At 66.4% G+C, this 14,664-nt stretch carries 13 protein-coding genes; 6 read left to right on the plus strand and 7 right to left on the minus strand.

All coding sequences use genetic code 11. From position 1 onward, the window contains the following. Positions 1-273 precede the first annotated feature (273 nt). Together BLR24_RS20950 and BLR24_RS20955 are read left to right on the plus strand one after the other, a co-directional pair. Positions 274-738, plus strand: a complete 465-nt coding sequence (locus tag BLR24_RS20950; RefSeq protein ID WP_093020406.1) for a DUF3717 domain-containing protein — start codon at positions 274-276, stop codon at positions 736-738. A gap of 13 nt (positions 739-751) precedes the next feature. Next, positions 752-1,057: a putative signal transducing protein gene (locus tag BLR24_RS20955; RefSeq protein WP_093020408.1), complete on the plus strand. Its 306-nt coding sequence runs from the start codon at positions 752-754 to the stop codon at positions 1,055-1,057. A gap of 17 nt (positions 1,058-1,074) precedes the next feature. Here the strand turns inward: BLR24_RS20955 and BLR24_RS20960 are convergent, their stop codons facing one another. From BLR24_RS20960 to purB, 4 genes are all read right to left on the minus strand, one after another. Then, a complete protein-coding gene (locus BLR24_RS20960; RefSeq protein WP_093020410.1) occupies positions 1,075-1,635 on the minus strand; it encodes a YaeQ family protein in 561 nt (186 codons plus the stop codon). A gap of 34 nt (positions 1,636-1,669) precedes the next feature. Then, positions 1,670-3,835, minus strand: coding sequence for a TonB-dependent receptor family protein (locus BLR24_RS20965; protein ID WP_093020412.1), 2,166 nt, complete (start codon positions 3,833-3,835; stop codon positions 1,670-1,672). A gap of 44 nt (positions 3,836-3,879) precedes the next feature. Then, positions 3,880-5,016, minus strand: a complete 1,137-nt coding sequence (locus tag BLR24_RS20970) for a PepSY-associated TM helix domain-containing protein (protein WP_093020414.1) — start codon at positions 5,014-5,016, stop codon at positions 3,880-3,882. Between the two features lie 129 nt (positions 5,017-5,145). Continuing rightward, positions 5,146-6,525 carry an adenylosuccinate lyase gene (gene purB, locus BLR24_RS20975; RefSeq protein ID WP_093020416.1) on the minus strand — a complete coding sequence of 460 codons (1,380 nt, stop codon included), beginning with the start codon at positions 6,523-6,525 and terminating at the stop codon, positions 5,146-5,148. Between the two features lie 119 nt (positions 6,526-6,644). On the opposite strand from purB, the gene BLR24_RS20980 reads away from it, so the two are divergent. Next, positions 6,645-7,256, plus strand: coding sequence for a glutathione S-transferase N-terminal domain-containing protein (locus BLR24_RS20980; RefSeq protein ID WP_093020418.1), 612 nt, complete (start codon positions 6,645-6,647; stop codon positions 7,254-7,256). Between the two features lie 285 nt (positions 7,257-7,541). Here BLR24_RS20980 and BLR24_RS20985 read toward each other — a convergent pair whose 3' ends face one another. Continuing rightward, a complete protein-coding gene (locus tag BLR24_RS20985; protein WP_093020420.1) occupies positions 7,542-8,180 on the minus strand; it encodes a glutathione peroxidase in 639 nt (212 codons plus the stop codon). Positions 8,181-8,309: 129 nt separating this feature from the next. Between BLR24_RS20985 and BLR24_RS20990 the strand changes: the two genes are divergently transcribed. From BLR24_RS20990 to BLR24_RS21000, 3 genes are all read left to right on the plus strand, one after another. Further along, entirely contained in the window at positions 8,310-9,167 is an 858-nt protein-coding gene (locus BLR24_RS20990) for a ferritin family protein (RefSeq protein WP_093020422.1), read from the plus strand. A gap of 81 nt (positions 9,168-9,248) precedes the next feature. Further along, on the plus strand, positions 9,249-10,130 hold the full coding sequence (locus tag BLR24_RS20995) for an RNA polymerase sigma-70 factor (RefSeq protein ID WP_093020424.1): 882 nt from the start codon (positions 9,249-9,251) through the stop codon (positions 10,128-10,130). A 91-nt stretch (positions 10,131-10,221) separates the two neighbouring features. Then, a complete protein-coding gene (locus BLR24_RS21000) occupies positions 10,222-10,689 on the plus strand; it encodes a carboxymuconolactone decarboxylase family protein (protein WP_093020426.1) in 468 nt (155 codons plus the stop codon). 37 nt (positions 10,690-10,726) lie between these two features. On the opposite strand, the gene BLR24_RS21005 is transcribed toward BLR24_RS21000, so the two are convergent. Together BLR24_RS21005 and glnE are read right to left on the minus strand one after the other, a co-directional pair. After that, positions 10,727-11,869, minus strand: coding sequence for a septal ring lytic transglycosylase RlpA family protein (locus tag BLR24_RS21005; protein ID WP_254787480.1), 1,143 nt, complete (start codon positions 11,867-11,869; stop codon positions 10,727-10,729). Then, entirely contained in the window at positions 11,862-14,654 is a 2,793-nt protein-coding gene (gene glnE / locus BLR24_RS21010; protein ID WP_093020430.1) for a bifunctional [glutamate--ammonia ligase]-adenylyl-L-tyrosine phosphorylase/[glutamate--ammonia-ligase] adenylyltransferase, read from the minus strand. The genes BLR24_RS21005 and glnE overlap by 8 nt, the downstream gene beginning before the upstream one ends. Positions 14,655-14,664 lie beyond the last annotated feature (10 nt).

Below are 14,664 nucleotides of genomic sequence, written 5' to 3' on the forward strand. Positions count from 1 at the left end.
CCGACAGGCCGGAAGTGTTGTGCTTCGTATTGACGACCTGTCGATTTCCGCTGCCATGGACAGCGGTCGGGAGCTACTCCCCTTCGTGGATGGGATTAGAGCATCCGGACCGGGCCTCTGGCAACCTGAAATTTCCGGCACTTTAAAAAGAATGCCTTCGAAAGCCTCGTGAATAAAAGGTGTGGAGCTATGAATCTTGTAGCGCCTATAACCTTCAGGGGCCGCGGGGCATTGCCGGACTATGATCGGCCGCTCGCTGTTTTTTCTCTCTCCATGGCCGCCATTCACATCATCGACATCGAGGCCGCCATCAACCATTGGCGCGAGAAGAGTCCTTCGCCCGACGGCATCACCCTGGCGCCCGAATTGCGCGCACTCGCCGAGGTCTACGCGCTCATGGTGTTCCACCACGAAGACGAGGTCGACGAGTTCGGTTTTCCCCCCGACGCCTGGGCGGCATGGCTCGACTGGTACCACAGCACGCCCGACACGCCCTGCATCGCGATCTGTTCCACCAGCCAGGGCGACGACGAGTGCAAGGGCTGCGGCCGCAGCTTCGACGAAGTGCAGCATTGGCCCGCCATGTCGCCGGTCGAAAAGCGCGTGACCTGGCGCCGCATCACCATGGAAGACACGGCCTGGCGCTTCAACAAGTACGCTGAGCGCGCGCGCGAGGCCGAACCGGCGCAGTGGCCCGACGATCCGGCGGAGCCCCTCGGCCCCGACGACACCGCCTGAGTTGGGCCGCCCCATGCGCCGTCTCGCCCAAGCACCCAACCTCGCAATCGCGACCTTGTGGGTGCACGCATTGCGAGAGGAGGGCGTAGAAGCGACGGTGCAGCGTGAATTTCTCGGTGCCGTGATGGGCCAGCTGCCGCCCGACCAGTGCCTGCCTGAAATCTGGATCGACGACGAAGCGCAGTTCGAGCGCGCGCAGCAGGTGCTGCATGCGGCGCAGCACAGGCCGCAGCGCAACTGGCAATGCGTGTGCGGCGAGCGGATCGAAGGCGGCTTCGAGCAGTGCTGGCACTGCGGCGCGATGATGCCGGCGGCCTGAAGCCGGCAGGCGAGAGCCTATTTCCAGCGCAGCAGTTCGACGTCGATGCTGTTTGCGCCGTCGCCCAGCGTCAGCGTGTTTTCCTGGATCGTCGCTTGCAGCTGCATGCTGCGTTGCGCCAGCGCGGCCAGCGCCTGCGAGGCTTCCGTCGGCACGCGGTACACCTGCAGGTTCTGCGGCCGCGTGAGCTTGGTCTCGATGCCGCGCCACCAGATCTCGGCCGCGTGGTTGAAGCAGTAGACGATCACTTCGTCCGACTTGCCGCAGGCCTTGATGATGGGCTTGTCTTCCGGCTGGCCGACCTCGATCCACAGCTTGGTCTCGCCCGTGAAATCGCGCAGCCACACGTCGGGCTCGTCGACGTTCGACAAGCCCGCGCCAAAGGCCAGCGTGCCGTCGCCCTGGCACACGTCCTGCAGCTTGTGCGCGTTGAGCGCGAGCGCGACGAGCCGGATCATCATCCGCTCGTCGGTCTCGCTCGGATGGCGCGCCAGCGTCAGCGCATGGTCGGCGTAATAGCCGTGGTCGATGTCGGCCACCGCGAGGGCGGCCTTGAAGATGGTGGATTTGAGGGCCATGGGTGCGCGAGTGTATGCGCCCCCACGGGCTTCGTCAGAACGCCACCGAGGCCTGCAGGTACAGCGTGCGCGGCTGGCCCACGTACTTGCCGCCGTTGTTGTCGACCGAGCGGTTGTAGTAGCGGCGGTCGAACAGGTTCTTGACGCCGACGGCCAGCTTCAGGTTGCTCATCGAAGGGCCGAAGTCGTACGCGGCGCGCAGGTTCATGGTGGCGTAGCCCGGAATGTTGCCCAGGCGGCCGGTCGAGTCTTCCATCGTGACGTAGTTCGCGCCGTCGTCGGGCGACCCCGGCGAGCGCTGCTTCGATTGCGCGTACACGTCGGCGTTGAAGGTCCACGGCCCGCGCTCGTAGCGCGCGCCGAGCGTCGCCACCTGGCGAGAATAGAACGGCAGGTCTCGGCCGGCAAAAGCGCCGGCCTTGGCGATGGCCTGCGTGTATGTGTACGTCGCGGACACCGACACGCCCTTGAGCGATTCGCTCAGCGTGCCAAGGTCGTAGCGCAGGGCCGACTCCAGGCCGCGGTGCCGCGTGGCGCCCAGGTCGGTCCACTGGCCGACGTCGCCGGTGATGGAGCGGGCCAGCAGCAGTTCCTTGTCGAAGTTGATGTTGAACAGGGTCAGCTCGCCGCTCCAGGCCTCGCCCTTGTAGTGCGTGCCAATTTCATAGGTCTTGGCCTTCTCGGGGTGCAGGCCGGTGGTCGATTGCGCGAGCTGGGCATACTGCTGCGGGCCAAACGACACGCCGGCATTCGCGAACACCGACCACCGCTCGTTCATGCGGTAGAGCACCGACAGCGTCGGCAGCACCTCGTTGGAGTCGATCTTCGGATAGTTGGCGCCGGTGACCCGATTGTTGGCCATCGTGAACACGTCGTTGTGCGAGCGGATGGACTCGTAGCGCACGCCGGGCGTGATGGTCCAGTTGCCGAAGTCGATCCGGTCGTCGATGTAGAAGGCATGCGCGGTCGTGCCGCCCTTGCTGGTCTGGTACGCGGGCTGGGCGAGCGTGTACGCATCGAAGCCGGGGCGCGGCAGGTAGTAGGCGCTGCGCGTCGCCACCTCGGAGGCCTCTTCCTTGAGGTAGCGCGCGCCGACGCTGATTTCCTGCACCACGCTGCCCGAATCGATCAGGCGCGAGTAGCGGGGCTCGACAGCAAAAGTCTTGTAGTTGCGCGGCGCGCTGGTCAGGCGCCGCCTGTTGGCGTTGGCGCCCGTGCCTTCCTGCTCAAGGTAGCTGCTGCGGAACGAGTCCGTGTAGTAGCTCAGCATTTCGAACTTGTTCACGCCGTCGTTGTGCGTGTACTTGATCGACCCGTCGGTCCGGCGCCCGGAGAACTCGTCGAAAGGGCGGTCGGACTGGAACGGGTTCGCGGCAAACTGCGCCGTCGTCAGGCCGCCGGGCATGCGGCCCTTGCCTTCGAAATGGTGCAGCGAGACCGCGATGTCGTCGGTCTTCGAGATCCGGTAGGCGCCCTTCAGCATCAGGTCGTCGATGCTGGTGTGGTCGTTGCTCTGGCGAAAACCGTCGCCATGTGTGCCCGAATACAGCAGCGCAAGCCCGAGGCCGTTCTCGTTGGTGCCGCCCATGAAGAGGGTGGGCGTGGTCTTGATGCCGCCGCCGTGGCTGGCGCTTTCGACGCCTACGCCCACTTCGCCCGCAAACTGCTTCGGAATCGCCCGCGTCACGAAGTTGATGATGCCGCCCACGTTCTGGGGGCCGTAGCGCACCGAGCCCGCGCCGCGCACCACGTCGACCGCCTCCAGGCTGCCGAGCGACAGGGGTGCGAGCGAGAGCTGCGGCTGGCCGTAAGGCGCATAGGCCAGCGGCACGCCGTCCAGCAGGATGGTCGAGCGCGGCGACAGGCGCGACGTCAGCCCGCGCACGCCCACGTTGAGCGAGATGTCGCTGCCGCCGGTGCCGTTGCTCTCTTGCACCTGCACGCCGGGAACCTGGCGCAGCACGTCGCGCACGCTGGTGGCGCCGGCTTCCTGGATCTGCTTGCGCTCGATGATGCTGCGCGCACCCGGGTGCTCGAGCACCTTGGTTTCACTGGGCGTGCCGAGCCAGTCGCCCGTGACGGTCACCGCCTCCAGCGACTTCGTGCCATCGGTCGCCGGCTCGGCTTCGGCCGCAAAACTCTGGAAACTGATGGGGAACAGCGCCATCACCAGGGCGGCGCACTTCTTTTGCTTGAACACGGGTTCTCCTCGAATCGAAAAATCGACCGCAGCAACCGTCCCGTTCAGGACGTCGTGCGGTTGCTGTTGTTGGAAAGCGCGGCGCCTCGGGCCGCCGCGGCCACGGCGCGGCGCCGCCACCAGAGCCAGATGCCGCTCAGCCCCAGGCCGCCGAGTGCCAGGCCCAGAAGCGCGACGACCGCCTGGTGCACAGGCCCGCCCAATACGCCGGTGTGCAGCGGATAAATCACCACCACCGCGCCATTGCCGGCGTCGAGGTCTTGCCATCGGCGCACCGCCAGCACCTCGCCGGTCAGCGGATGCAGCCACACCGAGCTGATGCCGTTCGGGTGCGGATCGTCAGCCAGCCGGAATCGCACCCGCATGGGACGGTTCGGCTTGCCGGGCACTTGCACATAGCCGATCGGCTGGCCCGGGAACACGTTCTGAGCACGGGCGACGAGGTCGTCGAGCGAAAGCCGGGGCCCAGCGGCCGTGCCTTTGGGCACCGTGGGCGGCTTGACCGGCTCCTGGCCCATGGTGGCCGAAATGAAGTTGCCGAGCGGGCGCCAAGCCATGTAGGCGCCCGTGAAGACCGACACCGCAATCAACAGCCCGAGCACGGCGCCGCCGGTGCGGTGCAGGTCGAACAGCCCGCGCAGCAAGCCGCGGTCGAGCGCGATCCGCAGCGAAGGCGGCCAGCGCGTGGGCCACCAGAGCACCACGCCGGTGATCAGCGTGAACAGATAGGCCAGCGCCACGAAGGCGAGGATGCCCTTGCCGGTGTCTTCCAGCAGCAGGCTGCTGTGCAGTTCGAACAGCAGGTTGTAGGCACCCTCGTGCGTGCCGCGTCGGCCTTGCTCCGCACCGGTGGCGGGATCGAGATAGAGCGTGCCGTCCCAGGGCCCGCGCACATACACCCAGAGCGTCTCGCCGGAGTCGCGCGGCGGTCGCAGCGTGAAGTTGGTGTCGGGCCCGAACTCGGCCAGGATGCGCTGGCGCAGCGGCTCGAGCGGCAGCGCGGGCGCCGCAACGGCCGTGTTCCGGGCCACGAAGAGCTCGGGATGCGCATAGCGGTCGATCGGCAAGGCGACCACCAGCACCGCGCCGAGCAGCGCCGTGAGGGCAAGTACCGGTCCGAGCGTGAGACCGATCCAGCGGTGAACCTTGAGCCAGAGGCGTCGGAGGGGGGCGCGCAGCATGAACAACAGGGGCTTGAAGCCCCGTCAGGTTGTTGGCTGGCGCACCGCGGGCGGCGCGTTGGCTGAAGAGGGGCGTGAAACGACGCAGGCAGCCGCCTTCAGGCGGCTGGGGCGTCGGTGCGGGAAGCCTCAGATTCTACTGGCGAGCTCCGCGGCCTTGCCCACGTAGCTCGCGGGCGTCATGGCGAGGAGCCGTTCTTTTTCCGCCGCGGGAATGTCGAGCGAGCGGATCAGTCCGTGCAGCGCCTCGGCCGTCACGGTCTTGCCGCGCGTCACTTCCTTGAGCTGCTCGTAGGCGCCCTGCACGCCGAAGCGGCGCATCACGGTCTGGATGGGTTCGGCCAGCACTTCCCATGAAGCATTGAGGTCGTCGGCCAGCGCTTCCTCGTTGAGCTCCAGCTTGCCGAGGCCGGTGGCCAGGCTCGCGTACGCCAGCGTGGCATAGCCGAAGGCCACGCCGATGTTGCGCAGCACCGTGCTGTCGGTCAGGTCGCGCTGCCAGCGGCTGATCGGCAGCTTCTCGCTCAAGTGGCGCAGCACCGCGTTGGCGAGGCCCAGGTTGCCTTCGGCGTTCTCGAAGTCGATGGGGTTGACCTTGTGCGGCATGGTCGAGGAGCCGATCTCGCCCTTCTTGAGCCGCTGCTTGAAGTAGCCCAGGCTCACATAACCCCAGATGTCGCGCGAAAAGTCGATCAGGATGGTGTTGGTGCGCGCCACGGCATCGAACAGTTCGGCCATGTAGTCGTGCGGCTCGATCTGGATGCTGTAGGGCTGGAAGCTCAAGCCCAGACCAAGCGGCGCGGGCGTTTCGATGACCTTGCGGCTGAACGCCTCCCAGTCGAAATCGGGCCAGGCTGCCAGGTGGGCGTTGTAGTTGCCCACGGCGCCGTTCATCTTGCCGAGCAGTTGCACCGAGGCAATCTGCGCGCGCGCCTTCGACAGCCGCACCGCCACGTTGGCGATTTCCTTGCCGACCGTGGTCGGGCTGGCGGTCTGGCCATGGGTGCGCGACAGCATCGACACGCCGGCGAACTGGTGCGACATCTCGCGCAGCTTGGCAATCAGCCCGTCGATCGCCGGCAGCATCACTTTCTCGCGTGCGGCCTGGATCTGCAGCGCATGGCTGGTGTTGTTGATGTCTTCGCTGGTGCAGGCAAAGTGAACGAATTCGGCGGCGGCCAGCAGCTCCGGCCGGGCGTCGAACTTGGACTTGATCCAGTATTCGACGGCTTTCACGTCGTGGTTGGTGGTTTTCTCGATTTCCTTGATGGCGAGGGCGTCTGCCTCCGAGAAATGGGCCACCAGGCCCAGCAGGTACTTGCGGGCGCCGCCCGTGAGCGGCTTGAATTCGGCAAAGCCGCAGTCGGACAGCGCAATGAACCACGCCACTTCGACCTGCACGCGCCGGTGCATATAGCCCTGTTCGCTCATCAGCGGGCGCAGTGCCGCAAGTTTGGCCGCATAGCGGCCGTCAAGTGGGGAGAGGGCGGAAACGGTGGAGAAGCTCATGCCCGAATTTTAGGCGGCTCGCGGCGACGTTCGTTCGCGACAGATCGAAGCCGCGCTTTTGGCGTTCCCCTAAAATGAAGTTGAATAAACGTAAATCAAAGCCTAGGGAGAGAGCTTTCATGAAACTGATCGGATCGGCCGCCAGCCCTTATGTGCGCAAGGTGCGCGTGGTGCTGGCCGAAAAGCGGCTCGACTACCAGTTCGTGATCGAAGATGTCTGGGCTGCCGACACCACCATTGCGCACTCCAACCCGCTCGGGAAGGTGCCCTGCCTCATCATGGAAGGCGGCGACGCGATGTTCGATTCGCGCGTCATCGTCGAATACCTCGACACCCTGTCGCCCGTGGGCAAGCTCATTCCGCAGCAGGGCCGCGAGCGTGCCGAAGTCAAGACCTGGGAGGCATTGGCCGACGGCGTCATGGATGCCGGCGTGCTCTGGCGTCTGGAATCCACGTGGACCGGCCGCAGCGATGGCGAGCGCAGCGCAGCCTGGATCGAACGTCAGCGCGCCAAGGTCGAAGGCGGCATTGCCGCCATGGCCAAGGGGCTGAGCGACAAGCCCTTTTGCAGTGGCATCCACCTTGGCCTGTCCGATATCGCCGTGGGCTGCGCGCTGGGCTGGGTGGGGTTGCGCTTCCCCGAGATCGACTGGCGCGGCCAGCACCCCAATCTGGCAAAGTTGTACGACAAGCTGCTGCTTCGGCCCAGCTTCATCGACACCCAACCATGAAAAAAGGCGCCTCTGGCGCCTTTTTCGTTTCAGGGCGCCTGTGTTGCCGCGCCCCGCCCCTGAGGGAAATACAAAAATGCTGCGAGGCGCCCCGACGCGAAGGAGGGAGGGAGGGAGGAGGAGAAGAATCGCCTCGGGATTTCAACCAGACTTAGACGCCCAGAAGACCTCGCAACATGAAACCGGAGGGCATTTGCTGCCCACGCTCGATATGAGCACAGTGTGCCAGCCCGGTTCCCGCCCTAGTGGTAAACGTTTGTGACGACTCGTATGACCTCGGGTGCGTCAATGCGCGGCCAGCTGGCTCTCGATGACCTTCACGAAGGCCGCCTCGTCAGGCGCCGTCATGCTCGACCAGGCCTGCACCACCTTGCCGTCCCGCCCGATCAGGTATTTGTAGAAGTTCCACTTCGGCGTGGTGCCGGAGGCCAGCGCGAGCTGCTTGAAGAGCGGGTTGGCGTTGGCGCCGCGCACCGACGATTTGGCGAACATCGGAAACTTCACGCCGAAGGTGCTTTCGCAGAAGTCTGCAATTTCCTTGTTGGAGCCCGATTCCTGCGAGAAATCGTTCGACGGAAAGCCCAGCACCACCAGGCCGCGCGAGCGATATTTGCTGTCCAGCGCCTCCAGGCCCTTGTATTGCGGGGTAAAGCCGCAGAAGCTCGCGGTATTCACCACCAGCACCACTTTTCCGGAGTACTGGCACAGATCTTGGGGTTTTTCGTCTTGCAGCCGCGGGAAGGTGTGTTGCAAGGTGGCGGGGCAGGCGGTGGCCACGCCGTCAGCAGGGGCGGCCGACGTCGGTGCGGCAGGGGCCGCGGAAGGGGTCTGAGCACCGGCCGTCCCGAGGGCAAACAGGCATGCTGCCAGTGCGGCGGCCGGAGTGCAGCGCTTGAGCGCCGACAATCGGGAGGGGGTTCGCATGGGGGCTCCTGATACAAAAAAGAGGGGTGTGAATCCGTGCCGCCAGGCAGCGCGTATTCGCATCATCGCGCGTCTGTCACCGGCGCGCCAAACGGGCCGACTAAAATCGGCGGCCTTAGAAAGATTTTGATGCTTTATCCGGAACTCTTCAGACAACTCGAATCTGTCCGCTGGGACATGGACAAGGACATTCCCTGGCAGTCGTTCGATGCTTCGCTACTGTCTGAAGAACAGGCGCAAACCATCAAGATGAACGCCATCACCGAGTGGGCGGCGCTGCCGGCCACCGAGATGTTCCTGCGCGACAACCGCCACGATAGCGACTTTTCGGCTTTCATGTCGATCTGGTTCTTCGAGGAGCAGAAGCACTCGCTGGTGCTGATGGAATACCTCAAACGCTTCAGCCCCAAGCATGCGCCCACCGAGCAGGAGCTGCACGAAGTGCGCTTCGACTTCGACCCGGCGCCCCCGCTCGAAACCCTCATGCTGCATTTCTGCGGCGAGATCCGCCTCAACCACTGGTACCGCCGCGCGGCCCAGTGGCACACCGAGCCGGTCATCAAGCACATCTACACCACGCTGAGCCAGGACGAGGCCCGCCACGGCGGCGCGTACCTGCGCTACATGAAGCGCGCCATGGAAAAGTTCGGCGACGAGGCCCGGGCCGCGTTCACCAAGGTCGGCGTGCTGATGGCCAGCGCGCGCCGCACCGCCCAGGCGCTGCACCCGACCAACCTGCACGTCAACAAGGCGCTGTTCCCGAACGACACCATCCAGAGCCGGATGCCCGACCCGGATTGGCTCGAGCACTGGCTCGACAAGCAGATCAAGTTCGATGCCGTCTGGGAAAGCAAGGTCGGCGAGCGCATCCTGCACAACCTGAGCCTCTTGATGGACCGCAGCTTCAAGACCGTGCAGGAGCTCAACCGCTACCGCAAGGAATTGGCCGCATCCCTCGGCCCCAAGCCCGAATACCAGGGCGCGTAACGGCGGGTGGTTCCCTGATAAATTCGGCCGGATTGCGGGCAGCGGTGTCACAAGGACGCGCTGCCAGCCGTCTAGCCGAACATGGACGACGCCACCCTCACTTTCGATAGCCACCGCCGACGCCTTCAGGGCATCGCCTACCGCATGCTCGGCTCCGTTGCCGAGGCGGAAGAGGTGGTGCAGGACGCCTGGCTGCGCTGGCACGAGGCCGACAAGGCCGGTTTCGACAGCGCCGAAGCCTGGCTGGTCACCGTCGTCACGCGCCTTTCGATCGATCGGCTGCGCGCCGCCAAGGTCCAGCGCGAGCACTACATCGGGGCCTGGATGCCCGAGCCCACGCTGACCGAATCGCCCGACACGCCGGAAGAATCGCTGGAGCGCGCCGACAACATCTCCGTCGCATTCCTCGCCGTGCTCGAGCGCCTGGCGCCCGAGGCGCGTGCCGCCTTCCTGATGCGCGAGGTGTTCGACGCAGACTACGACGAGGTGGCGCTCACGCTCGGCAAAAGCGAAGCCGCCTGCCGGCAACTGGTGCACCGCGCCAAGGCGCAGGTGCAGGAGGCGCGCCCGCGCTATCAGGTGTCGCGCGAAACCCACCAGCGCCTGCTGCGCGCCTTTGCCGATGCGGCCGCGCGCGGCAGCCTGCATGACCTGAAGGCGCTCATGGCGGAAGACGTGGAGCTCATCGGCGACGGCGGAGGCAAGGTGCAGAGCTTCAGCAAGGTGCTGCGCGGCAGCCAGCGGCTGGCACAGCTGTACTTCGCGCTCTGGCGCCGGTTGGGCGCGGCGGTGCGCATGGAGCTGGCGGAGATCAACGGCGAACCCGGGCTGCTGCGCTTTGTCGACGGGCAACTCGAATCGGCGCAGACCTTCGAGATCGAGGGCGAGCGCATCGTGCGCATCCGTGCACAGCGCAACCCCGACAAGCTGGCGCGCATCGCACAGCATTTTTCTTCGAAATAATTCGCCCGGCGTGTCACAGGGCCGAGGGCCGGCCCGTCTTCAACAGGTAGCAAGCAGATTTTTCGAATCTCAACCACCTGGAGTACACGCCATGAGCAACACCATCGCCCCCCGCCTCACCTGGTACAAGACCGCCCCCAAGGCCTTCCAGGCCATGATCGCCGTCAATGGCACCATCGAATCGAGCACGCTCGGCAAGGTGCTGATCGATCTCGTCTTTGCCCGCGTCTCGCAGATCAACGGCTGCGCCTACTGCCTCGACATGCACGTGCGCGACCTGCGCCAGCAGGGCGAAGACTGGCAGCGCATCAACAGCCTGGCCACCTGGCGCGAAGTGAGTTTTTTCAACGAGCGCGAGTGTGCGGCGCTGGCCTGGGCTGAAACGCTGACGCGCCTCGCCGACCGTCATGAAGACCGCGACGCCGAGTTCGAGGTACTCAAGGCGCATTTCAGCGAACTCGAAATCGTCGAGCTCTCGATCGCCATCGCGCAGATCAACGCCTGGAACCGCATGGGCGTCGGCATGCGCTCGCAGGTGCTGGCCAAGGCGATGCCCTGAGGCCGTGTCTCCGGTGCCGCGTGCCCGAAGTTGCGGCTTAGCGGCGTTCCACCACCATCGGCGCGATGCGCAGGCTCTCGCGCAGTTGAGCGACAGCTTCGCCGGCCGCCGAGCGTGAGGGGAAGGGCCCGGCCTGCAGTCGATGCGTGCCGGCTTCGCTGAACACGCGCAGCTGCGGCGCCAGCGCGGGCAGGCCTCGCGCGGCTTCACTCAGCAGGTTCTGAGCGCCATCGCGTTCGCGGAAGGCGCCGAGCTGCACCCAGAAGCCAGCCGTTGCGGCGGCGGAAGAGTTTGCGGCCGTTGAACGAGCCATGGGCGCCGGCGCCGCGATGGGCGCCATTGGCGGCAGCTCGGCGACCTCCATCTGCCGGGGCGATGCGGCCTCCGGTGTCGGCGGCGCAGTTTGCGCCAGAGGCTCCGCCCCCGTCATCGGCGTCATCGTCGTTTGCGGTGCGACCGGCATCGTCGAAGCAGCCGGCGTGTCCATCGCCACCTGCGCCACCCATGCCGAGGGAACCGGCACAGGCGCCGTTGCGCGCGGCGGTTGCACAGCCGGGGCCGCCGAGGCATACGCCGTCCCCGAATCCCGCCGCCACGCGCCGGTGCGTATGTCTTCGTTCGTGATGCGTTCGATCTCCACCGGGGCCACGCCGCGCAGCAGGTCGAGCTTGAGCGCCGCCGTGTAGCTCAGGTCGATGACGCGGCCGTCGACGAACGGCCCGCGGTCGTTCACCCGCACGATCACCTCGCGCCCGTTGGCCGGGTTTCGCACGCGCACATAGCTGGGCAGCGGCAACGTCTTGTGCGCGGCCGTCATGGCGTACATGTCGTAGGGCTCGCCGCTCGCGGTCGATACGCTGTGGAACTTGCGTCCGTACCACGAGGCAATGCCCGATTCGCGAAACGGCCGGTCGTCGGTGATTGGCTGGTAGCCCCGGCCCAGCACCGTGTAGGGCTTGCTGGTACCGCCGCTGTTGCGGATGGGTTCGACGCGGGGTTCTGCGTCGGGCACGCGGTCCAGATCCGGGGGAATGCTGGTGCCGGGGCCGTCGCGGCCGCCTGGAGCGCCGCCCCCGCTGCGCGGGCCGCTCGCGCAGCCGGCGAGAAGAACGGCGACAGCCACCGCACAGGCGGCCATCGCCGATGTGGCGAGGGTGGGGGTGCGGGTGCTGTCAGCCAAATACCGCCTTCCAGAGCGCCAGCATGGCGCCGCGCTCCTGGGCCAATGCGGGCGGCGTGACCTGCGTCGGCTCTTCGTTGAGCCGCGCGAGATGTTGCACGCGGCGCAGTTCGCGATAGGCGGCCGCCGCATTGCGGCCAACGGCGGCTGGCAGCAGGCCGGCTTCTTCCGCGCGCACCAGCAGCGCGATGTTGCCCACGTTGGGAATGAGTTCCCGGTGCCCGGCCGACTCCGACAGCACCAGGAACTGCACCGCGAACTCCGCGTCCACCATGCCGCCGGGGCTGTGCTTCACGTCGAAGCGATCGGCCTTGACCGGCCGCGCGCCGCGCACCTTGTCGCGCATCGCGATGATCTCGGACTTCAATGCCTGGTGGTCGCGCGGAGCCACGATGACGGCCTCCCGCACCTGGTCGAAGCGCGCGCCCAGTTCGGCGCTGCCGAGCACGAAGCGTGCGCGCGTCATGGCCTGGTGCTCCCAGGTCCACGCCGTGTTGCTGCCGCGCCCGAGCTGGTAGCGCTCGTACGCTTCGAAGGTGGTCGTCAGCAGGCCCGAGTTGCCGTTCGGCCGCAGAGCGGTGTCGATCTCGAAGAGGTCGCCTTCGCGCGTCTTCACGGTGAGCCAGTTGATCAGCTTGCGCACATAGGCCGCGTAGACCTCGCCCGCGCGTTCGTCGTCGTCTTCGTAGACGAACACGATGTCCAGGTCGCTGCCGTAGCCCAGCTCTTTGCCGCCCAGCTTGCCGTAGCCGATGATCGCGAATTGCGGCACTTCGCGGTGGCGGTTGCGCACGTGCGGCCAGCACCAGCGGGCGGTGACGCGCAGCGTGGTGTCGGCCAGCGCGCTCAGGTCGTCGGCCACCTGTTCCACGGTGAGCCGGCCGTCCACGTCGCGCGCCAGCGTGCGGAACACTTCGGCATGGTGGGCATGGCGCAGCAGGTTGAGCAGGCGTTCCTCGTCGGCTTCGCCGGTGCGGCTGAGCGAGGCATGGCGCGCTTCGAGCTCCCGCTCGAACTCCGCCGCCACGAAGCGGCCCGACAGCATTTCGTCGCTCGCGAGCTCGTCGATGACGCCGGGGTGCTGCATCAAGTAGCGCGCCGGCCACTTCGCGGCGCCCAGGAGCCGCAGCAGCCGCTCCTGCACGGCGGGCCGTTCGACCAGCAGCGCCACATAGCTCTCGCGCCGCAGCAGCGGCTCGATCCAGTCGGCCCAGCGCAAGGCGGCGTCCACGTGGCGCGGCGTTTGTCCCGGGCCGTCGCCATCGGGTTCTTTCAGCCATTGGCCGGTGCGTTGCACCAGCTGGCGCAGCCGGGCCCGTGTTTCCTCGCGCAGCGCCAGCACGCGGGGCTGCTCGCACCAGTTGCCGATGCGCGCGGCAAATGCGGGCGGCAGATCGTCGAGCAGATCGACCAGGTCGGCGGGCGCGCCTGCCTTCTTGCCGTTGCACTTGCCGTTGCAGGGCTTCACGCCGCCGAGCAGCTTGTCGAATTCCTGCGCCACGAGCTCGCGGTGCGTGTCGAGCTGCTCGAGAAAGGCACAGGAGCCGGCATAGCCCATGGTCTGGGCAATCCAGCGCAAATCGTCGTCGGCCACAGGCAGCACGTGCGTCTGCTGGTCGTCCAGGTACTGGATGCGGTGTTCCACGCGGCGCAGGAATTCATAGGCCGCCGCCAACGCATCGGCGGTTTCCTGCGGCATCAGGCCGGCACGCGCCACGCGCTGCAAGGCATCGAGCGTCGGCCGGGTGCGCAGCTCGGGAAACTGCCCGCCGCGCACCACCTGCAGCAGCTGCACCGTGAATTCGATTTCGCGGATGCCCCCGCGCGACAGCTTGACGTCATTGGCGCGCTCGGGCCGGCCTGCGCTCCGGCGAGCCGATTGTTCGCGGATCTGCCGGTGCAGCGTGCGCAGCGAATCGAACACGCTGTAGTCGAGATAACGGCGGAACACGAAGGGCAGCACCGTGGCGCGCAGGCTCTGCGCGAGCCCTTGCGAAATGACGTCGCGCGGCGCGACCACCCGGCTCTTCATCCAGGCAAAGCGCTCCCATTCGCGGCCCTGCACCTGAAAATATTCGTCGAGGGCGTCGAGCGACACCACGCTCGGCCCCGAATTGCCGTTCGGCCGCAGCGCCAGGTCGACACGGAACACGAAGCCGTGCTCGGTGATGTCGCCCACCAGCGCATAGATGCGCTTCACGGCGCGGGAAAAGTACTCCTGGTTCGAGAGGCGGCCGCGGCCGTCGGCGTCGCCGCGGGTTTCGCCATCCAGGTCGTACAGGTAAATCAGGTCGATGTCGCTCGACACATTGAGTTCGCGCGCACCGAGCTTCCCCATGCCCACCACCCACAGCTGCGCGCGCTGGCCTTCGGGGCCCAGCGGTGCGCCGTGTGTGGCGTCGAGTTCCTGGCAGGCGTCGCGGCAGGCGATATCGAGCGCGAATTCCGCAAGCTCGGTCACGGCGGTGGTCACCACCGCCAGCGGCGCCTGGGCATCGCAATCGAGGGTGACGAGCCGCTCCATCACCAGCTGTCGCACAATCCGAAGCGCATCGCCGACGCCATCCCCGCGTTCGCGCAATGCCTCATAGGCCTTTGACATCGACTCGCGCAGCGGCGCGCCAGGGGGAAGCAATGCAAGCTCCGCCGCATACCTGCGGCGCAGGCGCTGAACGAAGCGCGAGTAAGAAGAAAACGCGACCTCGATCGCGGTCGGTGGCGTGGCTGGCAACTGGTTCACGCTGATATCGGTTTCCGTGGAACCCCTCTGAGTGCTGGCGGTCATAATTCCTGAC

The sequence above is a fragment of the Variovorax sp. OV700 genome (genome assembly GCF_900099805.1).
Classification (GTDB): Bacteria; Pseudomonadota; Gammaproteobacteria; order Burkholderiales; family Burkholderiaceae_C; genus Variovorax.